The organism is Rhodococcus sp. ARC_M12 (assembly GCF_022810385.1).
Taxonomy (GTDB): Bacteria; Actinomycetota; Actinomycetes; order Mycobacteriales; family Mycobacteriaceae; genus Rhodococcoides; species Rhodococcoides navarretei.
On sequence record NZ_JALGQI010000019.1, the window covers coordinates 99,920 to 125,033 of the forward strand.

At 63.8% G+C, this 25,114-nt stretch carries 29 protein-coding genes and 1 tRNA gene; 23 read left to right on the forward strand and 7 right to left on the reverse strand.

The annotated features are described in order from the left end of the window. The first annotated feature begins 49 nt into the window (after positions 1 to 49). Positions 50 to 718, forward strand: coding sequence for an NADP-dependent oxidoreductase (locus MTX35_RS22060; RefSeq protein ID WP_243597019.1), 669 nt, complete (start codon positions 50 to 52; stop codon positions 716 to 718). A 111-nt stretch (positions 719 to 829) separates the two neighbouring features. Here the strand turns inward: MTX35_RS22060 and MTX35_RS22065 are convergent, their stop codons facing one another. Beyond that, a complete protein-coding gene (locus tag MTX35_RS22065) occupies positions 830 to 1,288 on the reverse strand; it encodes a RidA family protein (protein WP_243597020.1) in 459 nt (152 codons plus the stop codon). A gap of 6 nt (positions 1,289 to 1,294) precedes the next feature. Further along, a complete protein-coding gene (locus MTX35_RS22070) occupies positions 1,295 to 1,462 on the reverse strand; it encodes a DUF4177 domain-containing protein (RefSeq protein WP_094609297.1) in 168 nt (55 codons plus the stop codon). A 104-nt stretch (positions 1,463 to 1,566) separates the two neighbouring features. Between MTX35_RS22070 and MTX35_RS22075 the strand changes: the two genes are divergently transcribed. Together MTX35_RS22075 and MTX35_RS22080 are read left to right on the forward strand one after the other, a co-directional pair. Beyond that, positions 1,567 to 2,574, forward strand: a complete 1,008-nt coding sequence (locus tag MTX35_RS22075; RefSeq protein WP_243597021.1) for an ArsA-related P-loop ATPase — start codon at positions 1,567 to 1,569, stop codon at positions 2,572 to 2,574. Beyond that, a complete protein-coding gene (locus tag MTX35_RS22080; RefSeq protein WP_243597022.1) occupies positions 2,571 to 3,701 on the forward strand; it encodes an ArsA-related P-loop ATPase in 1,131 nt (376 codons plus the stop codon). The genes MTX35_RS22075 and MTX35_RS22080 overlap by 4 nt, the downstream gene beginning before the upstream one ends. Before the next feature lie 22 nt (positions 3,702 to 3,723). On the opposite strand, the gene MTX35_RS22085 is transcribed toward MTX35_RS22080, so the two are convergent. After that, on the reverse strand, positions 3,724 to 4,047 hold the full coding sequence (locus MTX35_RS22085) for a WhiB family transcriptional regulator (RefSeq protein WP_008712729.1): 324 nt from the start codon (positions 4,045 to 4,047) through the stop codon (positions 3,724 to 3,726). Positions 4,048 to 4,341: 294 nt separating this feature from the next. On the opposite strand from MTX35_RS22085, the gene MTX35_RS22090 reads away from it, so the two are divergent. Beyond that, a complete protein-coding gene (locus MTX35_RS22090; RefSeq protein ID WP_308198161.1) occupies positions 4,342 to 6,690 on the forward strand; it encodes a penicillin-binding protein in 2,349 nt (782 codons plus the stop codon). A gap of 66 nt (positions 6,691 to 6,756) precedes the next feature. Here the strand turns inward: MTX35_RS22090 and MTX35_RS22095 are convergent, their stop codons facing one another. Beyond that, positions 6,757 to 7,221, reverse strand: a complete 465-nt coding sequence (locus tag MTX35_RS22095; protein ID WP_243597023.1) for a GatB/YqeY domain-containing protein — start codon at positions 7,219 to 7,221, stop codon at positions 6,757 to 6,759. Between the two features lie 185 nt (positions 7,222 to 7,406). On the opposite strand from MTX35_RS22095, the gene MTX35_RS22100 reads away from it, so the two are divergent. Continuing rightward, positions 7,407 to 8,345, forward strand: a complete 939-nt coding sequence (locus tag MTX35_RS22100; protein ID WP_243597050.1) for a metallophosphoesterase — start codon at positions 7,407 to 7,409, stop codon at positions 8,343 to 8,345. 17 nt (positions 8,346 to 8,362) lie between these two features. After that, positions 8,363 to 8,436: transfer RNA gene (locus MTX35_RS22105), tRNA-Pro, on the forward strand. Between the two features lie 80 nt (positions 8,437 to 8,516). On the opposite strand, the gene MTX35_RS22110 is transcribed toward MTX35_RS22105, so the two are convergent. After that, positions 8,517 to 9,767, reverse strand: coding sequence for a site-specific integrase (locus tag MTX35_RS22110; RefSeq protein ID WP_243597024.1), 1,251 nt, complete (start codon positions 9,765 to 9,767; stop codon positions 8,517 to 8,519). Next, complete coding sequence (locus MTX35_RS22115; protein ID WP_243597051.1) at positions 9,764 to 10,435, reverse strand: helix-turn-helix transcriptional regulator; 672 nt, start codon at positions 10,433 to 10,435, stop codon at positions 9,764 to 9,766. Before MTX35_RS22115 ends, MTX35_RS22110 begins: the two co-directional genes overlap by 4 nt. Positions 10,436 to 10,565: 130 nt before the next feature. Here MTX35_RS22115 and MTX35_RS22120 point away from each other — a divergent pair, with 130 nt between their 5' ends. The 17 genes from MTX35_RS22120 (at position 10,566) to MTX35_RS22200 (ending at position 24,057) form a co-directional block, all read left to right on the forward strand. Next, positions 10,566 to 10,790: an AlpA family transcriptional regulator gene (locus tag MTX35_RS22120; RefSeq protein WP_243597025.1), complete on the forward strand. Its 225-nt coding sequence runs from the start codon at positions 10,566 to 10,568 to the stop codon at positions 10,788 to 10,790. 293 nt (positions 10,791 to 11,083) lie between these two features. Beyond that, the gene (locus MTX35_RS22125) at positions 11,084 to 11,428 is read left to right on the forward strand and encodes a hypothetical protein (protein ID WP_243597026.1); all 345 of its coding nucleotides are present in this window, start codon (positions 11,084 to 11,086) and stop codon (positions 11,426 to 11,428) included. Further along, complete coding sequence (locus MTX35_RS22130; RefSeq protein ID WP_243597027.1) at positions 11,425 to 11,685, forward strand: hypothetical protein; 261 nt, start codon at positions 11,425 to 11,427, stop codon at positions 11,683 to 11,685. The genes MTX35_RS22125 and MTX35_RS22130 overlap by 4 nt, the downstream gene beginning before the upstream one ends. Next, entirely contained in the window at positions 11,685 to 12,008 is a 324-nt protein-coding gene (locus MTX35_RS22135; protein ID WP_243597028.1) for a hypothetical protein, read from the forward strand. The genes MTX35_RS22130 and MTX35_RS22135 overlap by 1 nt, the downstream gene beginning before the upstream one ends. Next, positions 12,005 to 12,556, forward strand: coding sequence for a hypothetical protein (locus tag MTX35_RS22140; RefSeq protein ID WP_243597029.1), 552 nt, complete (start codon positions 12,005 to 12,007; stop codon positions 12,554 to 12,556). Before MTX35_RS22135 ends, MTX35_RS22140 begins: the two co-directional genes overlap by 4 nt. Beyond that, entirely contained in the window at positions 12,553 to 12,870 is a 318-nt protein-coding gene (locus MTX35_RS22145; protein ID WP_243597030.1) for a hypothetical protein, read from the forward strand. The genes MTX35_RS22140 and MTX35_RS22145 overlap by 4 nt, the downstream gene beginning before the upstream one ends. After that, entirely contained in the window at positions 12,860 to 16,654 is a 3,795-nt protein-coding gene (locus MTX35_RS22150) for a phage tail tape measure protein (protein ID WP_243597031.1), read from the forward strand. The genes MTX35_RS22145 and MTX35_RS22150 overlap by 11 nt, the downstream gene beginning before the upstream one ends. A gap of 32 nt (positions 16,655 to 16,686) precedes the next feature. Then, positions 16,687 to 17,076 carry a hypothetical protein gene (locus MTX35_RS22155; protein ID WP_243597032.1) on the forward strand — a complete coding sequence of 130 codons (390 nt, stop codon included), beginning with the start codon at positions 16,687 to 16,689 and terminating at the stop codon, positions 17,074 to 17,076. Further along, on the forward strand, positions 17,054 to 17,239 hold the full coding sequence (locus MTX35_RS22160) for a hypothetical protein (protein ID WP_243597033.1): 186 nt from the start codon (positions 17,054 to 17,056) through the stop codon (positions 17,237 to 17,239). The genes MTX35_RS22155 and MTX35_RS22160 overlap by 23 nt, the downstream gene beginning before the upstream one ends. Before the next feature lie 8 nt (positions 17,240 to 17,247). After that, on the forward strand, positions 17,248 to 17,445 hold the full coding sequence (locus tag MTX35_RS22165) for a hypothetical protein (RefSeq protein WP_243597034.1): 198 nt from the start codon (positions 17,248 to 17,250) through the stop codon (positions 17,443 to 17,445). Then, on the forward strand, positions 17,438 to 18,076 hold the full coding sequence (locus MTX35_RS22170) for a hypothetical protein (RefSeq protein WP_243597035.1): 639 nt from the start codon (positions 17,438 to 17,440) through the stop codon (positions 18,074 to 18,076). Before MTX35_RS22165 ends, MTX35_RS22170 begins: the two co-directional genes overlap by 8 nt. A 3-nt stretch (positions 18,077 to 18,079) precedes the next feature. Continuing rightward, on the forward strand, positions 18,080 to 18,568 hold the full coding sequence (locus MTX35_RS22175; protein ID WP_243597036.1) for a hypothetical protein: 489 nt from the start codon (positions 18,080 to 18,082) through the stop codon (positions 18,566 to 18,568). Then, positions 18,565 to 20,037: a terminase large subunit domain-containing protein gene (locus MTX35_RS22180; RefSeq protein WP_243597037.1), complete on the forward strand. Its 1,473-nt coding sequence runs from the start codon at positions 18,565 to 18,567 to the stop codon at positions 20,035 to 20,037. Before MTX35_RS22175 ends, MTX35_RS22180 begins: the two co-directional genes overlap by 4 nt. A gap of 9 nt (positions 20,038 to 20,046) precedes the next feature. After that, the gene (locus MTX35_RS22185) at positions 20,047 to 20,418 is read left to right on the forward strand and encodes a hypothetical protein (protein WP_243597038.1); all 372 of its coding nucleotides are present in this window, start codon (positions 20,047 to 20,049) and stop codon (positions 20,416 to 20,418) included. Continuing rightward, on the forward strand, positions 20,415 to 21,599 hold the full coding sequence (locus tag MTX35_RS22190) for an AAA family ATPase (protein ID WP_243597039.1): 1,185 nt from the start codon (positions 20,415 to 20,417) through the stop codon (positions 21,597 to 21,599). Before MTX35_RS22185 ends, MTX35_RS22190 begins: the two co-directional genes overlap by 4 nt. Continuing rightward, on the forward strand, positions 21,596 to 23,776 hold the full coding sequence (locus tag MTX35_RS22195; protein ID WP_243597040.1) for a phage minor capsid protein: 2,181 nt from the start codon (positions 21,596 to 21,598) through the stop codon (positions 23,774 to 23,776). The genes MTX35_RS22190 and MTX35_RS22195 overlap by 4 nt, the downstream gene beginning before the upstream one ends. Further along, positions 23,773 to 24,057, forward strand: coding sequence for a hypothetical protein (locus MTX35_RS22200; RefSeq protein WP_243597041.1), 285 nt, complete (start codon positions 23,773 to 23,775; stop codon positions 24,055 to 24,057). Before MTX35_RS22195 ends, MTX35_RS22200 begins: the two co-directional genes overlap by 4 nt. Positions 24,058 to 24,475: 418 nt before the next feature. On the opposite strand, the gene MTX35_RS22205 is transcribed toward MTX35_RS22200, so the two are convergent. Next, positions 24,476 to 25,114 (reverse strand): hypothetical protein (locus MTX35_RS22205; RefSeq protein ID WP_243597042.1); only part of this gene is annotated, 639 nt, incomplete at its 5' end.

Genomic DNA, 25,114 nt, shown 5'->3' on the forward strand with positions numbered 1-25,114 from the left:
CGGTGGTTCCGGGGGTGACGCGTTTCAGGTGGGGGACGAGGTGTTCGGTATGCCGTTCTTCCCGCGCCCTGCGAGCACCTATGCCGAACTGGTGGTTGCACCGTCTCGGCAAATCGCACGAAAGCCTCGTACCCTGTCGTTCGAGCAGGCCGCCGCACTACCACTGGCAGGGTTGACGGCGTGGCAGAGCGTGGTGGACGGGGCGCACGTCAGCCCCGGTCAGCGCGTTCTCGTTCACGGGGCCGGGGGCGGTGTCGGACACCTTGCCGTGCAGATTGCCAAGGCCTTCGGCGCATACGTGATAGGTACCGCGAGCGGGCCGCGGGAGGAGTTCGTACGCGGTCTCGGAGCCGACGAAGTAATCGATTATCGGACACAGGATTTCACTCGTGCAGTGTCCGGGGTGGATATCGTGCTCGACTGCATCGGGGCCGACAACGCATCGAGATCACTGTCGGTGCTGGTTCCCGGCGGCACCCTGGTCACCATCGTCGACCGGAGCAACCGAACGCTGCAGGCGGAAGTCGAGCAACGGGGCTTCACCTTCGTGGGAATCTCGGTCGAACCCGATCACGTCGGTCTCGAATCTCTGGGTTCCCTTGTGGATGAGGGGAAGTTGGTCGTTCACGTGGACCGCACCTACGCGTTCGAGCACATCGCCGACGCGCACCGGGCTCTCGATACCAGCTTCCCGGGAAAGATCGTCCTGATTCCGTAACCCAACGAACACGCGGACCTCGGCGCGCAACCCGCGCCGAGTACGAAGGTGCACTTCGGCGGCGTTCCGCGTGCCGGCGCGGACAACCTGTGCGCCGGCACGACGGACGCGCTAGCGGAGCTCGACGATGAGCTCCACTTCCACCGAAGAGCCGAGGGGCAGTTCGGCGACACCCACGGCCGAGCGGGCGTGCTTACCTGCGTCACCGAAGATCTCACCGATGACGTTCGACGCCCCGTTGATCACCCCGGGCTGACCGGTGAATCCCGGAGCGGAGGCGACGAAGCCGACCGCCTTGATCACGCGGGCGACGGAGTCGATGCCGACGAGCGCGTGCACGGCGGCGAGCGCGTTCAGGGCGCAGATGCGAGCCGCTGCGGTGGCGTCCTCAGCCGTGACGTCGCCGCCGACCTTGCCCACGGAGGTCAGGTTCCCGTCCACGATCGGCAGCTGGCCGGAGGTGTGGACGAGCGAACCCACCTGCACCGCGGGGACGTAGGCCGCCAGCGGCGGGACGACGTCGGGCAACTCGATACCCAGCTCGGAGAGGCGTTCGCTCCACTTTGCCACGCGCGCTCAGGCCTTCGGGCGCTTGAAGTACGCGACCAACGTGTCGCCGCCGTTGGGTCCCGCCATGATCGTCACGAGCTCCCAGCCCTCGGAGCCGTAGTTGTCGAGAATCTGCTTGGTCGCATGAATCAGAACCGGTGCGGTGAAGTACTCCCAGATGATCTTTTCGCTCATGCACGTGAGCCTATCGTTCGGCGACCGCGAGGGGTGCGTCACTGCGAACACGTGATTGTCGGTTCCGTCGGACGACCGGCCCCGACTCTCTATATGGTCGGGGTGTGGGTACATCGAACGAAGAGGGATGGCCGGCGAAAGCAGATGCCGCGCGGCTGCATTTCGTATCCGGCAAGGGCGGGACCGGTAAGACGACGGTTGCTGCCGCATTGGCGCTCGCACTCGCTGCAGGCGGTCGGCGGGTGCTACTGGTCGAGGTGGAGGGCAGGCAGGGCATTGCACAGCTCTTCGACGTGCCGCAGCTTCCCCCGCAGGAAACGCGCGTCGCCTCGGCGGACGGCGGCGGCGAGGTCTATGCACTGGCCATCGACATCGAGACCGCATTCCTCGAGTACCTCGAGATGTTCTACAACCTGGGCTTCGCCGGACGCGCGATGCGCAAGATCGGTGCCATCGAGTTCGCGACAACCATCGCACCCGGTCTTCGTGACGTACTGCTGACCGGCAAGGTCAAGGAGTGCGTGGTGCGAACCGACAAGAAGGGCAACCGCATCTACGACGAGATCGTCGTCGACTCGCCGCCGACCGGCCGCATCGGAAACTTCCTGGATGTCACCAAGGCCATGGCCGATCTCGCCAAGGGCGGTCCGGTTCGCTCGCAGAGTGAGGGCGTGGTGCGGTTGCTGCATTCGGCCGACACCGTCGTGCACCTGGTGACGCTGCTCGAGGCGCTGCCGGTCCAGGAGACGGCCGACGCGGTGCGCGAGCTCGAAGCGGCGGACCTGCGACTCGGCACGGTCATCGTCAACCGCACCGAACCGACGTACCTCCCGGCCGAGACGCTGGAGTCGATTGCCGAGGGCGAGATCGATGCCGTGGCCATCCAGGACGGCCTCGCCAAGACCGGAATCACCCTGTCCGAGGCCGACTTCGCGGGCCTGCTCACCGAATCGATCGAGCATGCGTCGACGCTCTCGGCTCAGGTGGAGAGCGCGACCACGCTCGACGAGCTCGACGTGGCACAGATGTCGCTGCCGATGTTGGCCGACGGTGTCGATCTCGGCGGCTTGTACGAACTCGCCGCCAAGCTGGCAGAACAGGGTGTCCGATGACTCGACCAGTAGCAACCGAACTCGATGTCGACCGCATCCTGACCGATCCCACGTCGCGGATCGTCGTCGTCTGCGGAGCCGGGGGTGTGGGCAAGACGACCACCGCGGCCGCGATGGCGCTGCGCGCTGCCGAGCAGGGCAGGCGGGTGGTGGTCCTGACGATCGACCCGGCTCGCCGTCTGGCTCAGGCTCTCGGACTCGGCGATCTCGACAACAGCCCGCAGCCGGTGAAGCTGGGTGCCGGTGCCAAGGGTGAACTGCACGCGATGATGCTGAACATGCGGCGCACGTTCGACGAGATGGTCATCGAGCACTCGACGCCGGAGAAGGCCGAGCAGGTGCTGGCCAACCCGTTCTATCAGACTGTGGCGTCGTCCTTCTCGGGCACGCAGGAGTACATGGCGATGGAGAAGCTGGGGCAGTTGTCCCTGGACAAGTCGTGGGATCTGATCGTGGTGGACACTCCGCCGTCGCGCAATGCACTGGACTTCCTCGATGCGCCGCAGCGACTCGGCTCGTTCCTCGACGGCCGTTTCATCCGGCTGCTCACCGCTCCCGGCCGCGGCATCACCCGCGTGGTCACCAGCGCGATGAGCCTGGCCATGCGCGGCGTCTCCACGGTGATCGGTAGCCAAATGCTTTCCGACGCATCGGCTTTCGTTCAATCACTGGATTCGATGTTCGGCGGCTTCCGCGAGCGTGCGACGCGTACTTACCAGTTGCTTCGCGAGGACGGGACCAGTTTCCTCGTCGTGGCCGCAGCGGAACCCGACGCTCTACGAGAGGCCGCGTTCTTCGTGGAGCGACTGTCGGCGGAGAAGATGCCGTTGGCAGGTCTGGTGGTGAACCGGACGCACCCGACGCTGTCGTCGGTTCAGGCGGATCACGCCGCGACGGCAGCCGATCTCCTCGATCGAATCGACGACCCGGGCGCGGAGTTGACCGCCGCCGTCCTCCGCATCCACGCGCAACGCGCCGTGACGGCAGCGCGGGAGGTGCGATTGCTTCGACGCTTCACCGGTGCCCACCCCCGGGTGCCCATCGTCGGCGTGCCCTCGCTGCCGTTCGAGGTCTCCGACCTCGCTGCGCTCCGCGCGGTGGCCGATCAGCTGACCCGCAAGGGCTGAATCGGCCCCGCCCGGCAGGCGGCTAGATGGCTGCTTGCTGCTGGCGCTGGGTCTCGAAGAACTCGGACCAGGAATCGACCTCGGGGTGCTGCTTGAGCAGGGCCCTGCGCTGGCGTTCCGTCATGCCGCCCCAGACGCCGAACTCCACTCGATTGTCGAGGGCATCCGCACCGCACTGCATCAGCACCGGGCAGTGCCGACAGATGGTCGCCGCCTTGCGCTGCGCTGCACCTCGGACGAAGAGCTGATCCGGGTCGGTGCCCTTGCACCGGGCGTGGGAAACCCAGGCGATGCGTGCTTCTGCTTCTTCTACATCGAGTCGCGTCGGCGCGGTTGTCGTGTGCATGCGGATACCCCTTTGCGTTGCGGACGTCCTCACTGGACGTCCCGGAGGCTCCAAGCAGTTTGTACCTCGTCGGACGAAGCACAAATTCTGGGAGCTGCCCCACATTCATTATCAAGTGTTATGCGAATCACACCGTGTTCATAATTTAGGTAACGCGAGCCCCGAATGCAAGACGGCAAGGTCACATTTCTGGTACGCCCGTCCCGAGCAGGGGCGCAGCACACAGCGCGTGTGGGCCTCTGCCGGTCCGAGCGCCGCACACGTACGCTGTGCTCTGTGTCAGTTGGAAAAACCGTGGCGAAGCTCGCCGGATGTTCAGCGCTCGCCGGTGCCTTGCTCGCCGGCGTGATGTTCCCCTTGGCCGGCGGGTTCGGGTACGCCTCCAACCGCGCCGCCGATACCGTCGACAACGTCTCCGCCGAGCTGGTCGAGGGCGCAGTGCCCGCCGTCTCGACGATGACCGACATCAACGGCAACCCCATCGCGTGGTTGTACGAGCAGCGCCGATTCGAGGTGCCGAGCGACCAGATCTCCAACGAGATGAAGCTCGCCATCGTCTCGATCGAGGACCGCCGCTTCGCCGAGCATCAGGGCGTGGATTGGCAGGGCACGCTGCGCGCGTTCCTGACCAACACCACCAGCGGGCAGGTGGAACAGGGCGCGTCCACCATCGATCAGCAGTACGTGAAGAACTATCAGCTGCTCGTGGTGGCCAAGACCGACGCCGAGCGTCGCGCAGCCATCGAGACGACGCCCGCTCGTAAGATCCGCGAGATCCGGATGGCGCTGACGCTGGACAAGGAACTCACCAAGGACGAGATCCTCACCCGGTACCTCAACCTGGTGCCGTTCGGCAACGCGTCCTTCGGCATCCAGGACGCGGCCCAGACGTACTTCGGCATCGACGCCAGCCAGCTCAGCGCCGTCCAGGCCGCGATGCTCGCGGGCATGGTGCAGTCCAGCTCCGCCCTCAACCCGTATACCAACGAACAGGGCGTCATCGACCGCCGGAACACCGTGCTCGACACGATGATCCAGAACCTCCCCGAACGCGCCGCCGAACTGGAAGCCCTCAAGTCCGAGCCGCTCGGCGTACTGCCGGAGCCCCAGACCCTGCCCCGCGGATGCATCGCGGCAGGCGACCGCGGGTTCTTCTGCGACTACGCGTTGGAATACCTCGCCAATGCCGGAATCAGCCAGGAGCAGATCGACAAGGGCGGGTACCTCATCCGCACGACACTCGATCCTGCGGTGCAGAACTCCACCAAGGCCGCTCTGGTCGGCAACACCAGTCCCTCGCTCGACGGTGTCGCCACCGTGATGAACGTCGTCGCACCGGGCCAGGACCAGCACCGAGTGCTCGCGATGGGCAGCAGCCGCACCTACGGCCTCGATGGCGACGCCGACGAAACCGTGCAGCCGCAACCGCACTCTCTGGTCGGTAACGGAGCAGGCTCCATCTTCAAGGTCTTCACCACCGCTGCCGCCATGGAGCGCGGACTCGGCACGAGCGCGACTCTGCAGGTGCCGAAACGCGTGGAGGTCAAGGGTGTCGGCGACGGCGGAGCCAGAAACTGCCCCGCTGCCACCTACTGCGTGGAGAACGCGGGCAATTACCCACCCTCGCTGTCCATCACCGACGCACTGGCTCAGTCACCCAACACCGCGTTCGTGAAGCTGATCGAGTCCGTCGGCGTCACGCCTACGGTCGACATGGCCGTCCGCCTCGGCCTGCGCTCGTACAACGATCCGGGTTCGTCGGGCACCGATCAGTCGATGGCCGACTTCCAGAAGAGTCAGAATCTCGGCTCGTTCACCCTCGGACCCACCTGGGTGAACCCACTGGAGCTGTCCAACGTGGCTGCCACGTTGGCGTCCGGCGGCAAATGGTGCCCGCCCACGCCCATCGACTCGATCTTCGACCGCGACGGAAAGCCCGTTCCGGTGGCTCACCAGGCATGTGAGCAGGTCGTCGAGCCCGGTCTGGCGAACACCCTCGCCAACGCTATGAGCAAGGACGACCAGGCAGGCGGAACGTCTGCATCGGCCGCTGCCTCCGCCGGCTGGAACCTGCCGATGGCCGGTAAGACCGGAACGACCGAGTCGAACCGGTCCTCCGGCTTCCTCGGGTTCACCAACAACTACGCCGCGGCCGTCTACACCTACGGCGACTCACCGACGCCCAGCGAGATCTGCTCGTTCCCGCTGCGCCCCTGCGGCTCGGGCAACCTGTTCGGCGGCAACGAGCCGGCACGGACGTGGTTCGACGCGATGGCCCCGATCGCCACCAACTTCGGGCCCGTCACGCTGCCACCCGTCGACCAGAAGTACGTCCGCGGCTCGGCCAACGGCCAGGTTCCCGATGTCACCGGTCAGAGCCAGTCGTCTGCGACGTCCACGCTGCAGAGTGCGGGCTTCCAGGTGACGGCGGTGACGACGGCCGCTCAGGCTGCACGCGGCACCGTGGTGTCGACGTCGCCGTCGGGCTCGGCGGTCCCCGGATCGAACATCACGATCTATGTCAGTGACGGTTCGGTTCGACCTGCCCCGGCCCCGGCACCGGCCCTGCCGAGCATTCAGATACCGGACCTGCCGCCGGGCATCCAGATCCCGGCGATTCCCGGTATCACCGTTCCTCGCTAGTGCCAGCGGCAGTGGTGTGATTAGGGCCCTCCTGGGGCACGTAATCACACCACTGCGCGCAGCGCACTACAGACGGTCTTTGACGGCCTTCGACAGTCGCGATCCGTCGGCCTTGCCCGCGGCGAGTCCCGACGCGACCTTCATGACCTGACCCATCTGCTTCATCGCCGGTCGCTCCCCCAGGTCCTCGGCGACCTGCGCGATCGCGGTGTCGACGATGGTGGCCAGCTCCTCGTCCGTGAGCGGAGTGGGCAGGTACTCGTTGATGATCTGTGCTTCTGCATGCTCGTTGGCAGCGAGCTCGCCGCGTCCGTTCTGCGTGTAGATCTCGGCCGATTCGCCGCGCTTCTTCGCTTCCTTGGCAAGCACTTTGAGAACGTCGTCGTCCGTCAGATCGTGGGCCTCCTTACCGGAGACCTCCTCGGTCTGGATGGCGGCGAGAATCATGCGCAGCGTTGCCAAGCGGAGTTTGTCCTTCGCCTTCATCGCTGCGGTCAGGTCGGTACGGAGGCGAGCCTTGAGTTCGGACATGGCGGAAACGCTACGCGGCGCAGTCGCCGGCTCGCACGTCCATATCCGGTTGCTGCCGTATCGTGGATGAGGTGTCCGCACAATTCAGTCCCTCGTTTCTCCCTACCTCGACCCAACTGCGCGGTGCCTCCACGCAACTGCGCTCGGTTGCCGAGCACGCGCGAGACGCCGTCAGAGCGTCGCCGCTGAAGAGTTCGGTGATCGGGACTGCAGGAGCCGCGGCGTTGAGCGTCGGATATGCCACGCTCATCGAGCGCAATGCGTTCACGCTGCGTGAGACGTCGATGGCCGTGCTCGAGCCGGGATCGGCGACTCTGCGGGTCTTGCACATCAGCGACCTGCACATGATGCCCGGCCAGCGGATGAAGCAGAACTGGCTACGCGAACTGGACCGGCTCGAGCCCGATCTGGTCGTCAACACCGGCGACAACCTCTCCCACCAGTGCGCCGTCCCCAGTGTCGTGCAGGCACTGGGACCGATGCTCGCCCGGCCGGGCCTGTTCGTCTTCGGCAGCAACGACTACTTCGCGCCCAAGCCGAAGAACCCGTTCAAGTACTTCGACAAGAACCACAAGCGCACGACGGGCGAATCGCTGCCGTGGCGTGATCTGCGCGCGGCGTTCTCCGAGCGCGGCTGGCTCGACGTGACGCACGTACGTCGCGAACTCGAGGTCGCCGGGGTACGCATCGCAGCTGCCGGCGTCGACGATCCCCACCTGAAGCGCGATCGGTACGACACCATCGCCGGGCAGCCCAATCCATTGGCCGACCTGCGCCTGGGCATCACGCACTCACCGGAGCCGCGGGTGTTGGACAAGTTCGCCCAGGACGGATACGACCTCGTCCTCGCCGGACACACCCATGGAGGCCAGCTGTGCCTACCGTTCTACGGCGCGCTGGTGACGAACTGCGAGATCGACCGATCCCGGGTGAAGGGTCCGTCCCAGTGGGGCGCTCACACCCAGCTGCACGTCTCCGCAGGCGTCGGAACCTCGCCCTACGCGCCGGCACGCTTCTGCTGCCGGCCCGAAGCCACCCTGATCACACTGACTCCGGCCCCCAGAATGGGTCCGAAAAACGTCTCCGACGAGGGCGTTTCGCGTTCCGAGGCAGTCGTGAGTTAGACTTCTCCAGCGGTACACGGGGTGTGGCGCAGCTTGGTAGCGCGCTTCGTTCGGGACGAAGAGGTCGTGGGTTCGAATCCCGCCACCCCGACAGTTGGACAGAGATAGAAACAAGCCCTGACCTGCAAGAACAGGTCAGGGCTTTTCTGTATCCGCGGTCAGAGCATCCAATCAATGACCGCCAGTCCGCAGTGAGTCCGCAGTAGCTCGACGGGCCGCCATAGCCGCGAGGTCCAGAGCCTCCGCCACCGCTTCAAGATCGTCCGGGAAAAGGTCCGCGTACGTGTCGAGTGTGAGAGCTGCGGACTTGTGCCCGAGCATCGTCTGGACTGCCTTCACGTTCGCGCCGGCACTGATAGACAGACTGGCGGCCGTGTGCCGCAGATCGTGAGGGGTGATCCTCGGAAACTCGGGGGTGACCGCATGGCCCACCGTCCCCCGCTCCCCCTCCCGCTGTACGGCTACCTCGGCCTGTACGGCTTCGACGGCTTTTGCGAAGACTCGCCGTCGCCAGAGTGACACTCGGAGTACTCCCCCGGCCACCGCTGGGAATACGAGGTCGTCGCGGCCTTTTCCCTGCATTCGTTCTGCGAGTTCTTCGGTGAGGAAGCGTGGGAAGGGTACGGATCGGCGTTCGTGGTTCTTGGCGGTGGACCAGATGAGTTTGCCTTTGACTTCGGCGACGGCTTGGCGGATGACGATGCGTCGCCGGAGCATGTCGAATGATTCGACGCGGAGTGCGGCCATTTCTCCCCAGCGGAGGCCGGTGTAGGCGAGGAAGCGGATGACGGTGGCGTCGGTGCCGGTGTGTTGGGCGAGGGTTTCGACTTGGGTGTGGGTGAGGTAGCCGCGGGTTTTGTGTTCGCGTCGGGGGGCTTTGACTCCGGTGCATGGGTTGCGCGCTAGGCGTTTGTCGTCGACTGCGGTGTCGAGGGTCATGCGGAGGACGCCGAGGGCGTTTTCGATGGTGGCTGGTCCTGCGCCGCTGTTGGACATGGTGGCGACCCATGCTCGGATGGCGCTGGTGTGGACGTCTGCGACGGGGGTGGTGGCCCATCGTGGTTGGACGTGGGTGGTCCAGGTGGTTTGTCGGGTGGCGGCGGTGGTGTCTTTGATGTGGGCTTGGCTGTTGGTCCATTGGGTGTGGATTTCGGCGATGGTGGTGCGGCCGGCTTTGGGTTGGACGTAGTTGCCGGTGGTGAGTGCGGTGGTGAGTTCGTCGATGCAGGTTTGTGCGTCGGTTTTGCGGTCGAAGGATTTGCTGCGTTCGGTGCCGGTGTCGTCGACCCAGCGGGCGCGCCAGCGTTTGCCTTGTCCGTGGTTGGCGCTGTGGGTTTTTGTGGTGGTGCCGTCGGGGTTTCGGGTGGTTTTGGTCCAGCGGTCTTCGATGCCGGCGCGGCGGTTGCGGCGTTGTGTTGTCATGGTTGGTCCTGGGGGTGGTTTCGGCTGCGCAGGGTGTCGAGCTTGTAGTGCTTCTGGAGGTATTCCACGATCTTGACGGGGTCTAGGTGGTAGTCGGTCTCGTCATCTCCGCTGCTCGAGAAGGCTTCCGCGTCCTTCAATGACTTCTCATCAAATCCCATGTCCAACAGAATCTTTGAGAAGTCGATACGGCGGGGTGATCCGTCGCGTAGCCGCTGTGCGAGTGCAAGCAGCGAGTCCCAAACGGCATGCAGAATGACGTTCTTACCGCTGGTGTAGTCCCGGAGCGGCTGAAGTTTGAACAGCTCTTCCTGAGTCTTGCTGACTCGATGGGTGAGCCGGTCGCGGTCTTCTTGGAGGAACTGGTATTCGGTCTCTATCTCCCCGAACAGGCGGTCAATCTCGGTGCCCTTTGCTGTCAGTTGCTCAAGCGGTAGCGCAAGAATCTCCGCGACGGCCTGGGCCTCTCCAAGCTGGACTTGCCGGGTTCCATTTTCAATCTTGTAGACCGTGGCCTGGTGCCAGGCGAAGCCCTTCTCTGCCATCTTGGCCGCGAGAGCTCCCTGTGTAATTCCTTGCGACGCCCGAGCGTTCTTGACGTTCTGCGCGAACCATTGCTCCGCTGTTCGCTCGACGTCGGATCGTTCCTCTTCGCCATCTCTCACCATCACAGAACACACACTAATCCAACACACCGTCAAACAGGGCTCGAAAATGCTCCGAATTGGCTTAAACCACTGATACTCTGATCTGGACGTCAAAAGCCGTCGATTCAAATCCAGATTGGAGCAATCGCAGATGTCTTCCATTGAAGAGACCCGCGAACCGCAGATCGATTACCTGACAACCGCTGAAGTCTCGGACCGCTACCGGACCTCGAAGGAGACGCTCCGTTGGTGGCGGCAGATCAACGCAGGACCACCCTCATTCAACATCGGGCGGCGCGTGTTCTACCGGCAGAGCGAAGTGGACCGCTGGTTTGCACAGCAGGAAGCCAGCACTCGACGTGGTGACGCAGCTTGATCGGGCGAACCCACCGCACCAACGAAAAAACCTCGACAGGTGTCCTACCACCTGCCGAGGCTCTGAACCCATCCCCTTTTCCCAGGAGTGACTTCGCTATGAGCACTGTACCAACCGAAAGCAACGTTCACACGCCCACGCCTACCTTCGAGCCACGCCCAAAGTTGCTCCCGAACCAGGAGATCTGCGATTTCTTCCAGCTCGATTCGGTTGCAATTGATTCGGAGTCGGACCGCCTGGATGTGTTGGTGCATCGCGCGGTCGATGCTGAGGGGTCTAGCCACGCGATACAGGTGAGCGACAAGGACCACGGTTGGACGCTGTCACCGGACGGCGCGCTGAACCTGATTGTCACTCTGGCGCAGGCATATACGGCGGTGCAGCTCGATCGGTCCGAGGATGGTGACGCGCATACCGAGGCGTACGGGACTGCGGGGTCGGTCTGGGATCTGAGCGGGTTCGAGTCGGTGGTGGGGTCGCAGCGGTTCCCGTTCAAGGGTGAGCCGACAGAACACAACGTCGTTCTCCGCGGCTACGACGCGACGTTCTCGACCAATTCGATCCCGGAGTTGGTGCGGCTGCTTCTCGTTGCGACTGCTGATGCGTGCACCGGTTCGTCCGACGAGCGTGCAGCGTGAGGGGCACACCGAAGTTGGCGGGCAACGTCACTGCGGCGTTCGAGGGTGTCATCACTCTCGACGGCCTCGATGGGCGTGATGTCCTGCGGGTCGGTCTGGTGGACTTCGATCGGATCGAGCTGGTGTTCCTGACCGATGAGGGCCGCTCGATGTACCCGATCGCGTGGGACGACGCCGAGCACCTGGCTGCGTTGCTGCTGGACTTCGCCCAGATCGCCAGGGCGAAGCACGGTCTCATCGGAATCGAGGCCGCGTGATGGCAACGACCAATGCTTTCGTGATCTCCGATGAGACGGTTCGTGTCAGGTTGGACGGCCTACAGAAACACGTTCATCTGTCCTGGGGTGATACCTCGATCAAGCTTTCGCTCGAAGAGGCCGTCGACGTTATCGACGGGATTACCTCGGCGTTCGAGCGGATCGAGGAACTTCGGCAGAAGAACGCCGATTACCTCTCGCGGCGCTGCTCTGCCACGGACCTCATCGACGATCCTGACTGCCCTGCGCATTCCGCGGCTGATCATCGCGTGGCCCGCGCCCAGTACCTCTGTGCCCTATCCAAGGGGAGTGATGGCTTGTGACGGTTACGGATCTGGCCTTACACGCGGATACACGCAACGGGATCGATGCGTCGGTCTCACCGCTCCGCATCGTGGTCACTGCTGAGTCCTGCCTTGTCGGTGCGCTGCTCTGGCAGCGCGCCGGCACGGCGCTGGTCTGGCTCGACTTCGTCGTCAGTCGGGATTTCGCCGATCCGAAGGCGTCGGCGGTGGTCCAGTGTGTGCGCGAGTTGGCGGGCGATGGTGTCGACCCGGACCCCGGCGCGGTTGTCGCGCTGATCCGTTCGGGTGGATCGGTTGGTACCGGTGACAGGCTCGCGGCGCTGAGCAAGTTCGTCATGGACTGCTACACCGGTGTTCCGCTCCCGAGCAATGGCCGCGTCTATCTCGCTTCGGTCCTCGAAGAATCGTTGCGCCGCACTACTTCCCGAGTCGGTGACTGCCTCAAGCAGGCCGCCGATGAACTCGACAGGGCCGAGCTGATGCCCGTCGTCACAGATCAATTCCGAGCGATCGCAGCAGTCCGAGATCGACTGGACGCTGCGTCCGAGAAAGCGAGCCATATATGACCTCGAACCACGACCTCCTGGCGGAGGCGAAAGCAGTCTTCAAGCTCGTCTCCGACGGGGACCGGCACATTGCATCGCAACTGTTGGACAGTCTCGACCACGACGACTTGCACCAGGTGGTGTTCATGCTCGTCGGTGCAGTGCAGGGGTCGATCAACGGATGCTTCCTCCTGTTCGAGGCAGTCGGGCCGCTACTGGCGCAGGCAGGCATTCCTCACGCTCTCGACGCGTACATCGAGGGCATCAAGCGCGGTTTCGATGAAGCGTTGGGGACCACGTTCAGCACGCCGACGGGGGCACATCATGGCGCTTGATCTTGGTGAACTGTCCGTCCGCCTGTCAGCTGAGGACCAGCTCAGCAGCGCACTGAACGGTGCCGAGCAGTCAGCTCGCCGCACCGAGCAGGTCACGTCACAAGCTGCCACGGGTATCACCGCTTCCACGCAGCGGATGGCGCAGGGCTACCAGCAGTTGCAGCGTGAAGCGGCGACGTATGCGACGGCGTCGGAGCGCGCGAACTCCCGCGCCGAGACAGCTACCGAGCAGGTCCGCATCGCGCAGGAACGGTTGGATGCAGCACAACGTGACTCGTCGACGTCGGCGGATCAGCTCGAAGCAGCGCAACGCCGTGTCGCCACAGCAACGTCGCAGGCTGAGCGTGAAACCCGGAACGCTGAGCAGGCCACGGATCGGATGGAGGCGGCGCATCGTCGTGCCGCGCGCGCCGCCGAGCAGGGTGGCCGTGATGCTGTCGACGCTCTCGAACGCACCCAACGCGAACTCCGCGAAACCGCACAGGTTGCCGAGTCCGCTGGTGCAGACGCCGGTTCTGGCTTCGCAGATCGCTTCTCAGGCGGTATGGAGGGCCTGTCGGGTGCCGCGGAAGGTGCGGGTTCGTCGACGGGCGGTTCGTTCATCGCTGGGTTTGCACCGCGGGTGGCGGGATTGGGCGCGAAAGGTGGCCCCATCGGAGCTGCCCTCGCAGGAGTCGCCGTCCTCGGTCTCGCCGCCGGCGCGGTGGTGGCTGATGCATTCGCCGACGGTATGGCCACCAACGCTGCCCGCTCGAAAGTTCAAGCGCAACTGGACATCGACGACGCCGCGATGGCGCAGATCGCGCGCGCAGCAGGCGAGTCTTACGCCAACAACTTCGGTGAGTCCATCGCGGACAACCAGAACATCATCCGTGACGCGATCCTCGGCGGCCTGATCTCCAGAGACGACAGCAGCCGGACCATGCAGGAAGCTGTCAACGGTCTCACCACCGCCAACGAGATCATCGAAGGCGATATCACCGAAACGACCCGCGCTGCATCGCAGCTCATCAAGACCGGTGTCGTGAAGAACATGGATGAGGCGTTCGACCTCATCGTGAAGTCGAGCCAACGTGGACTGAATGTGTCGGGTGATCTCACCGAAGGTGTCATCGAGTACTCGACCCAGTTCCGGCAGCTCGGCCTCTCCGCAGAAGAAGGAATGGGCATTGTCGCTCAGGCTGTCGGCGCTGGTGCACGTGATACCGACGTCGCTATCGACGCGCTGAAAGAGTTCGCGATTCAGTCCCGCAGTAATTCTGAGACAGCCGCTACCGCATACGAACTGCTTGGTATGAGCGCGGAGGAGTCATTCGACAAGGCGAACCGTGGCGGTGACGACGCCAAACAGGTTCTTGCAGATGTTCTGCGGGCATTCAACGAGATGCCCGACGGAGTCGACAAGACAACCGCCGCGGTGGGCTTGTTCGGCACGATGTCCGAAGACCTCGGTATGGCGTTGGGTGCGATGAACCTCGACACGTCCGCCGCCGAGTTCGGCAAAGTCGAAGGCGCAGCGCAGAAGGCGGCGGACAGGATGGCGTCCGGTCCTGGTGCGGCTATCGAAACCGCCAGTCGGCAGTTCGAGGTGGCGTCGACGGAGATGAAGGCGAACCTGGCGATGGCGTTCGGTCCTGCGTTGACGGATGTCGCGAACTGGGTGACGACCCACAAGCCGGAGATAATCGGGTTCTTCACCGGCCTGGCGGAAGCGGGCTTGAACACGGGTATTGCGATGGCATCGTTCGCCGCCGACACCTTGCGTGTCCTGGCGAATCTCACCGACGGCACTGCGATGGCTCTCGGCGGGATGATCGGCAGCATGGGCGAACTCGTCAGTGTGTCGTCCAAAGTCGCGCGCGCGCTGGGGATGGATGGTGTCGCGGACAAGCTCGAAGGTGCATCGGACGCGATGATCGGGTTCCAGGACGGTCTCGAATCCGGTGCTGACTCGATGCGTGGGATGGCCGACAACATCGACGGCGCGATCCCAGGGCTCGAAGATCTGCGTGACGGTGTCGTTGAAGCAGGGGACAAAGCTCAGACATCGGCGTACTTGATGCAGGCCCTCGGTGACTCGGTGGACTCTGTACCTGACGACAAGACGATCATCATCGAGTCGAACAGCCCCGAGCAGACAGAGCAGCTCAAGGCGCTTGGGTTGAAAGTCGAGACTCTGCCCGACGGGAAGTTCAAGGTCACCGCGAACACCGCTGACGGTCAGGCTGCGATCGATGAGTTCATGGGCAAGAACGACGGCAAGAACATCGACATGTTCGTCGACTTGCGGCAGCGTCAGATCGGGTATTGGCAGTCGCAGGGTGTGTCCGAGCAGGATGCGCCGTCGATGCAGGGTCCGACTCCGTATCTGAATGCTGGTGGTGGTGCTCCTGCGGCACCGGGCACGTTCGATGGTGGCGGCGGTCCGTTCGCTGACGGGAAGCTCCCCGACGAAGCCCTACTCCGTCCCGCTGGTGGGCGTGGGTTGGTGCAGTGGGCTGAGGAAGGCGCAGGCCCGTGGGAAGCGTTCATTCCTGGGGCTGAGTCGAAGCGTCCCCGCGCGGTAGGCATCTTGAAGGATGTCGCTGACCGGTTCGGGTATGGGCTGGTGCAGATGGCTGACGGCGGGATTGTGTCGCCGAAGGATCTGGACTCGTTCTCCCGCGGCATCGAAGGCGCGAACTACACGTGGGGTGGCTGGAACGGAACGTGGGATACCGACTGCTCCGGTGCTGCATCGCGTGGCGTGAACTACGCGACGACGGGCGACCCCGACGCACCGGGCAGGTTCGCTACCGGTAACCAGAAGGAAGCCCTGACGGCGCGTGGTTTGCAGCCGGGGTGGATGGACGGTGCCCTCAACGTCGGCTGGCTGAACGGTGGCCCCGGTGGTGGGCATACGACGTACACGCAGCCGAACGGTGTCTCTGTCGAGATGGGTGGCGCGCGTGGGGACGGGCAGTACGGCGGCCAAGCGAAGTCCGCGCGATCGTTCCCAAACATCATGCACTTGCCGATGCAGGGCGACCCTGATCCCGGCTCGTTCGACACAGGCACCGTCGGATCGATGAACGGCGGCACCACGAGCGTTGGTGTTTCTGCTGGTGGATCGGGTAGAAGCACCCGCACTGGCACCCTCTCCACTTCGTCGGGTCCGGTGGATGTGCGGGTCGTCAACTTCTCCGATCTCGGTGGCGCGGCCCCGGACAGTCGTACCCCGAAGGCGGTCGGAAGCTTGAAGGTGTTCGCCAATGGCGGCATCGAAGCGCAGAACCCCGAGATCGCAACCACAGGCGGCAACGTGCGTGTCTGGGCGGAACCGCAAGCAGGACCGTGGGAAGCCTACATTCCCGGTGACCCGGCGAAACGAGCACGCGCAGTAGACATCTGGCGGGAGACCGGGAAACGGTTGAACATCACCGAGTTCGCGGATGGTGGGTTCGGTGGCTACAACGAACCGAAGGCCCGCGACTACATGCGCCCCACGAACCTGATGGAAGCCGCTTCATTGGCATCCGGGTTGGGCTTCACGGCGGCATCGGGTATCGGCGGGTTCCTGTCGATGGCCCAATCCGGGCAAGTCGACCTCTCGCAGCTCATGCCGCAGTTCGACACCGGCTCCAACGACATCCCCGGCCTTACCGAGGGATTCAGCCAACTCGCCACCCGGCTCGAAGAAATCCTCACAACGTTGCAGAAGGGCGGACTCGTGACTGCGGACGTGAACGTCGACACCAACAACGGCAGCGTTGCCCTCAACCTCCTGTCAACAGGACTCGCATAAACCGAAGCAGCACAACACATTAGGAGCATCGCATGAATCCACCGAACGTCCGCCGAATCTTCGGCAGCCACAACCCCGACGATCGCAGCTACACCGGCCTCGGCTACGTCGACAAGGACGGCGTCTACTACTTCCCGAACGGCAGTTTCCTACCCGCCACCGGAGGTATCACGTCACCGGACGGCACACACCAACTCGGTGGCACGACACTGGTCGTCCGCGATGACGGGTCGCCGTCGACGATCCCGACACCCGACGCGGCCGACCCCATCGACTCGGCGCTGCAACGTCTGCACTGTGTCGACACCAAGCGTCAGGACGCCTACGACCTCGCCACCTTCGGGAAGGTCGGTGGCCCCCCCGATCGTCGAACCAGTCGACTTCGATCCAATCCTCCCGATGAGCGGTGGTCCCGGAGCTGATCCCCACGGACCGGAGGTACGGGCCTACGAGGCCGACTCACCCGCGCGGGCCGCGGCAGTCGCAGAGAGTCGGCGCACCCACCCCGAACGCCACCAGGGAACCTCGCCATATACCGACCCCGGCTCTCCGTACAACCCCTTCACCCCCATCGAGAACCGGTAGGAGATCGCATGACGAACCTCCGCGACGCCCTCGACGAGCACTACAAGAAGCAGCAGGCCGACGCCGAAAAGATGCGTGAGGCAACGAAAGACACCACCGAGCGAACCCAACAGGACGGGTTCCTCGGACTGAGTGAAGGCGTCCAACGAGCGATGGAACAGAACCGCCGAGAAGCCGACTACAAGAGGAGCAACCGCAATGCCTGAACTGACCATCGACGACGTCGACCGCGAGATCCGCGAAGCAGAAGCCGGAGTCACCGACCTGGAACAGGCCGTCATCGACGGCGACACCGATGTCACTCCCGAAGCGATCGAGAAGGCCAAGGACCACGTCGGTTTCCTACGACTTCGACGTAAGGGCGCTGAGAAGCGCAAGGCCGAACGCGAACAGCAGGAACGGCAGTCGGCCTACGACGAAGCCCTTGCCCAGCGTGAGGAGTTCTACAGCAACGGTGTGGCCCCAGCGCAGCGCGCGTACGCCGGACTCGTCGACGCCATCCGCACGTTTCAAAACGAGGTCGCCGCAATGGACGCGGCCTACTCGACGATCGGTACGCGCGCGGGTGAGCTGGGCGTCGAACTGCCGCAGGACGTCCGGTGGCTCTTCGACTTCAGCCACTACCGAGACAGCGACGGCAGCGCCTACCTGAAGCTGGCGACACAGGAAGCCTCCGGCCAGGTAATCACCAAAGTGCACGGCCTTCACAGCGACGCCACACGCGAGGAGTGCGCAGCGCGTGAGGCCGAAGCCAACCGAGCCGAGGAAGAACGGCAGGCGCGATACATGGCGCAGTTCACCACCCACACCGACGCACCTCTGCGCATGGAGGCATGAGAGATGCCCGACGCTCCCCGACAGGGGGAATCCGCCGAGATCATCCACCTGCCGGGGAGCAAAGGCCCCGCCCGCGGCTATACGTGGGAACCGTTCAAGGCCGGTCACTTCAAAGCAAAGAAGCACGGCGCGTACTCCGATCGCATCGTCACCCCGCTCGCGGCAACGGTCGCCAACGACCTGATGGATGAATTGCCCTACCTCCAAGATCCGACGTACCGCGAAATGGTTCTCGAGTTCGCCCGCACCGTCGTCAGGGCTGAGCTGATCGAGCAGTGGCTCGACGAGAACGGAGAGATCCGAGACGACGGCACCGTTACTCCGGCCGCGATCTACCTGGTGCGAGTCAAAGGACATCTCGCGAGCATGGCTTCCCGACTCGGACTCGATCCCCTCTCCCGCGCGAAGCTCGGAAAAGACACCACCGCAACCAAAGTCGACCTTGCGCAGCTCATGTCCGCGCTCAACAAGCAGAACGGCGGGACCGCATGAGCGTCACCGACACCGTCCTCACAGAACTGAACGCCAGCCCGAGCCGGTTCGCCGAAGCTCTCGTCGGCGCACCGTTGTGGGACTACCAGCAGGAGTTGGCAGACTGCCCTGCCCGCTACCGAGTTGTGTGTGCCGGTCGTCAGGTCGGCAAGTCCCGCAGCCTCGCGATCATCGCCCTGCACTGGGCGTTCAGCAGGGAGAACAATCTGGTCCTGCTCATCTCCGCCGGCGAGACTGCATCGCTGCGGTTGCTCGATGACATCTCCTTCCTCGCCCGCAACTCGGACCTCCTCGCCGGATCGGTACTCGACGACTCGAAGACGCAGCTGGTCCTCAGCAATGGCTCGAAGATCATCTCTGTACCGGCGTCGGAGAAGCAGATCCGAGGATGGCCCGTCGATCTCCTCATCGTCGACGAGGCGGGGTTCGTACCGGGGTCCATATGGTCCGCTGCCGAACCCGCGATCATCGCCCGCGCCGGTAGCCGCGTCATCCTCACCTCGTCCCCGTGGGGCAACTACGAGCACTTCTTCCGCCGCAACTGGAAACAGGGCATGGACGCCCCGACTGCCCGTGTCGCCTCGTTCCACTGGCCGTCCTCTCATTCGCCGCTCATCAGCCAAGACGACCTCGACGATCTCGAACGCCGCACCCCCTCGCACGAGTTCCGGCGTGAGTACCTGGCCGAGTGGACCGACGACAGTGGCGCGTACTTCACCACCACCGAACTCGACAACGCAGTCGCCCCATACGAACTCGTCGCTCCCGAGGATGCACAACGCCAGTTCGTCGCCGGCGGCATCGACTGGGGATTCAGCAACGACGCCAACGCCGTCGTCCTTCTCGCAGCCCTCTCCGACGTCGATATGAACGCCAGCAAGGTCGGCCATGGCACCCCCGTGTTCTTCATTCCGTGGCTCGAAGCGCACTCCCGAATGCAGTATTCGGACTTCATCGACCGACTCGCCTTCATCCAGAGCCAGTACTCGGTACGCAGGTACGTCTCCGAAACCAACGGCGTCGGTGCGATGCCCACGCAGGTGCTCCAAGAGCGTGCCTACCGTGCATCGCAGACCAGTCGCACAGGGTTCCAAACTCTCGTCAGGGGAGTCACGACCGACTCACGCCGCAAGGCAGGCGGATTCGGCCGCATCAAGGTTCTGCTCCAACAGGGCCGCCTCGTCCTCCCGAACCACCCAGATCTTTTGCGGCAACTCCACGCCCTGGAATACGAACAGACCATCCAGGGACTACTGCGGATCTCGGTACCGGAAGCGGCCGGACACGACGACCTCGCGATGGCACTGATGCAAGCGGTGTCGAACATCGCCACCTTCACCGGGACGTACGACCGAGGACTCTTCGGACGCGGCGACGTCCTCACCACCCCAGCCGGCACCCGCATCCACACCAAGCCACGACCCCACGACGACGAGATGTTGCTCATGGGCAACGTCGACAAGATCTAGGAGCCTCGAATGCCGAACGCAAACAAACTCAAAGGCGACCGCGCCGAGCGAGCAGTTCGAGACTTCCTACGTACCAACGGATTTCCCGGAACCGAACGCACACGCGCCGGATACTTCCGAGACGCCGGCGACCTCCACGCCTGCCCCGGCGTCACGATCCAGGTCAAGGACCGAGCCGCTTACGCCTGGCCCGAATGGCTCACCCAACTATCCGAGCAGAAAACCGAAGCGAACGCCGACCACGCCGTCCTGGTCTGCAAACGCCGCGGGCTCGGTGACCCCTCCCAATGGCTGGCAGTGATGCCACTCGACGCGATGACTCAACTACTACGCGAAGCCGGATACGGCACCGCACCCGATCGAGAGGACCACATCGCGTGAACATTCCCACCGGGAACGATGAAAGGCCCCCCGCCATCCACGGAGAGCCCTTCCATCAGGAGACCAGCGACCTCGACGCCACACGATCCACAGCCGATTCTACCGCCTTGGACGTCGATTACGCCGCAGGAGACCCATACGCAGACCTGCCACACCCAGCCGACGAACACCAGCCTGAGGACGAACCGCAGACGTTCACTTTCCTGGACGGGGCGTCGTTCATTCTCGATCGGCCCGCGCGCATACCGGCGATCTGGGGCACCGGAAACGATGTCCTGTGGACCGAGGGTGAGGCTTTGATGATCGCCGGACCCCAGGGCGTCGGAAAGACCACCCTCGCAGGACAACTGATGTGCGCACGCCTGGGGATCGGCACCGACACAGTCCTCGGACTACCCGTCGCGCGAGGCGAACGGTTGCTCTACCTCGCAATGGACCGACCCTCCCAGATCGCGCGCGCTTTCGGCCGACTCTTCACCGAGGGCGATCGAGACGCCATCGCATCGAAGCTGGTGATCCACCGCGGCCCGCCACCCGCGGACCTCGCCAAACACCCCGAGATCCTCGCTGCGATGTGCTCGGACGCGGGTGCGGACACGGTCATGATCGACTCCGTCAAAGACGCGGCCGTCGGTCTTAGTGACGACGAGACCGGCGCTCGCTACAACCGAGCGCGGCAGTACGCCCTGCAAGCCGGCGTGCAGGTAATCGATCTGCACCACACCAAGAAGCGAGCAACGGGCCGCACTGCCGAGGACGGTGTCTCCATCGACGACATTTACGGCTCGACCTGGATCACGTCGGGCTGCGGGTCCGTCATTTTCCTCACTGGCGACCCAGGTGACCCCATCGTCGGAATGCGGCACATCAAGCAACCCGCCAACGAGGTAGGCCCGTTCAGGCTCAACCACGATGAGGCGAACGGAATGATGACGATCTACCACTCCATCGACTTGCTCGATCTCGTGGCCGCCTCCGGTGCGAACGGGCTCAATGCCAAGGGCGCAGCCTCGGCCCTGTTCGATCACGAGAGCCCGTCGCGAGGTGAAATCGAGAAAGCACGCCGAAAGCTATTGGAGCTGGAACGATCCGGTCATGTCGTCGCACACGAAGGAACAGCCGCCCGAGGCGGCAAACCCGTCACTTCGTTCTTCCTCGCGGTAGGAGACCGAGCGGCATGAGCATCAACCCACAGCAGGCGCGCAACGACGCCGCCAATCAGCTCGTCGCCGAATATGAGCGCCTCGAACTGATCCTCCTCGAACTCATCTCCGATCGACTCCGTAAAGGCGCGGCCGCACCCGACTGGGCGCAACGCCAACTCACCGAGATCACCACGTTCCGTACCGCGGCCCGCACGCTCGTCGGGAAGATGGCCGGCACCTCCGCGAAACTTCTCGATGCCGCCATGCGGCAATCCATCAAAGACGGGAAGGCCGCGGCCACCGCAGACGTCGCCAAGGCAGAAAAGGGCACTACCGGAAACATCCTCCGTAACGACGGGACACGACCTGCCACCGACTCCCGCGCAATCGCACTCATCATCGACGAAGCCCACGCCGCCACAAACGCACTCAACAGCGGCATTCTTCGAAGCTCAGATGACATCTACCGCAAAGTGATCGCCCGCGGAGCAGTCGCCACCGTCTCCGGCGTCCAGAACCGGATCAAGGCCACGCAACGCGCGCTCGACGAATTCGCAGCACACGGCATCGCGAGCTTCCGAGACTCCAACGGCAAAACCTGGTCCATGACCGCCTATGCCGAAATGGCCGTCCGCACCGCCAGCACCCGAGCGCTCATCACCTCCCACAACGAGACACTGACTGAACGCGGCTACGACCTCGTCGTCGTGTCCAGCCACCCCCGCCCCGCACCTGTCTGCCAACCGTACGAACGGCAGATCCTCTCCCTCTCCGGCCGAAATGTCGGGGCCGTCGAACTACCCTCACGGCTCACAGGAGAGCCAAGCACGGTTCGAGTGAAAGCCTCACTGGCAGAGGCTATGTCGCGCGGCTTCCAGCACCCGTCATGCCGACACCGAACTCAGCTATTCGTCCCCGACGTCACCGACACCACACCAACCGAACCCGACGACGAAGGCTACGAGAACACCCAGGAACTTCGACGACTCGAACGCGGTGTCCGCGACTGGAAACGCAAAGCCGCCGCCGCCATGGACCCCGACGCTAAGAAAGCCGCGAACGCCAAAGCCCGCGAATGGCAAGGGAAGATCAAGACCCACACCGAGCAGACCGGCGTCGGTCGTCGCCGCGACCGCGAACAGATCACCGGCGTCTACGGACCCGGCAATCCCGCGCGCGCTGCCATCAAACCCACCCCGAAACCAACACCGGCCAAGCCGAAGCCGAAACTCAAGCCGACGCTACTCAGTGCACCGACGCGTGAACTCATCGAACAGGCACGGACAACGCTGCCAACCGATAAGGCCGGGTGGCTCGACACCACCCTCAAGTACCCGAAGGACAAGAACGGCGCGAAGCTCGTACCCGAGAAACTGCAACGTCACCTCGACACCACTCTCACAGTCGGCAAAGCAATCCGCGCCGACGCAGTCAAGAGATTCGACACCGACCCCGCCATGAAGAAACTACGCAAAGAGGACAAGGACTTGCTGGCCAGCGGCGGTGCATTCTCACCCCGACGAGACGCGATCTTCCGCGACATCGCGCGACGTGAATCAGCCCTCATCCGGGAAGCCCTCGCAGAGGTTCGACCGATCGGCGGTGTGCAGCAGGCCGCGAAGATCGCCGACGTTCCTCTGCCCGACGCGACGAAAGGCATAGCCGAAGACATCGCAGCAGTCCGGAGAGCCGAGAAGATCTTCCCCGATAAGTGGCTGCAAATGGCTACGGCCAAAAGCACATTGGAGGTTGGACGGTCTGACCGCGCCTTCTACAACGGCACTTGGGACTTCATCGCGGCACCCGAAAAGGACCACAAACCGAACTACCGCGGCGCATTCGACTCCTACTCCGACGAAGTCATGGCCCATGAACTCGGCCACCGAATGGAGACCCTCATCCCTGGCCTGACCCAGCTAGAGTTCGCTCTCATCCGGTCCCGCTCGACGAAGAACGGCATACTGGAACCACAAACGAAGGTGTACCCGAATCGACCAGAGCTAGCCGACGAGGTCGGCTACGAGGACGATTGGCACAACAAGTACGCCGGCAAGACATACGCAAACGACCAGATGGCCGATCCAGCCCGACGAGCCGCCGAAGCATTTCAGGTAGGTATCCAAGACACGTTCGGCCGCAGCAACCCCACAGGCGAGTTCGACAAAACCAGCCAACTACAAGAATTCGTGATCGGAGTGATGGCACTGCTATGACCTGGAAAGTTACAGACCCCGACGACAACAACCGCTGGCTCGAATACACAGGCGACAACGACACCGCCACACCAGACATGTGGGACGCCGACCCCGAAACACGATGGCGACTCACCCAGGACGGCTACACCTTCCCCCTCACCCCAACCGGCCCCGGCGCAACCATCATCGACGAATCCACACTGATGGCCGCCGCAATGAACCTGCTCCCCGGCGCAGACCTCACCGGCGACCCACCCCCATACCCACCATTCCCCAGCGTTCCCGGCCGCATCTACTGACGAGGCACCCGCCCCTCCTGAAACGCGCGCGCCTGCAACCGCTCCCGCGATCGAGGCGTCAAACCATCCGCAGCATCAGCCACCGGGAACCGCTTCCCGTGCTCCAACACCGCTAGCACCGCCTTGATCTCGTCAATCGCCCAATCCAAATGACGCTCCCGCGCCACCACCTCAGCCTCACGGCGATCCAACGCCTCAGACACCCCCACAGGCGGAACCGACGACCGCTCTAACGACGCCACATCCACCCCCAGAAACTCCGCCACATCCGACCTACGCCACTTCAATGGCGACGTCGGCCCACCCAACTTCAACGCCCTCGAATACAACGGATGATCCCTATTCCCACGAATCGTCTGCGGGGACACCCCCAACACCTCCCCAAGCTCCCGAATCCCCATCAACGCCGGATTCGCAGTCACCCGTTCCCACGATCGTTGTTGTACTGCTCGAACCGTCCAAGAATGTAAGCAGTCGCAGACTCCGCACCGTTCGATCCCTGGATGTACTGCAGATCCCACTCGATCTCCAACCGAGCCGGCCCGATCACCTCAATGCCGTCAATGTCCATAACCTGCTCCGGGCCGGCTTCCAACGGCGAGGGCGGGAGCCTGTCAGCACCGATCTGCAGGGCGGCGATCCGCGCATACTGCGACGGCAACGCACTAACCAGAGCCCGCACGCGCGCCCTCTCCTCCGAGTGAGGAGGCACCTCTAAGAGCCCGTGCATCGCGAAGGCCGGAGTGTCCTCGTACCGGCCCCACCAATGCAGCAACTCCAACAGGCGATCGATCAGCCATCGTCGATCCTCAGCCTCAGCGCGCAACCTCAGCTCTGTCTCCATCAACGACCGCGAATGCTGCAACTGGCGTTCCAACCGAGTATCCGCAGCCGCCCGCTCCTCCTCACCGTCCCGATCCGCACGCCGAATTGTCGGCGGCCATGAAAAACTGACCACAGGCGGCCATGAATATGCCCACTGACGGCCGATAAGAACTGACCACTCGCGGCCACGAATGTGACCGCCTGTGGCCACGAATCTGCCCAGACCACACCC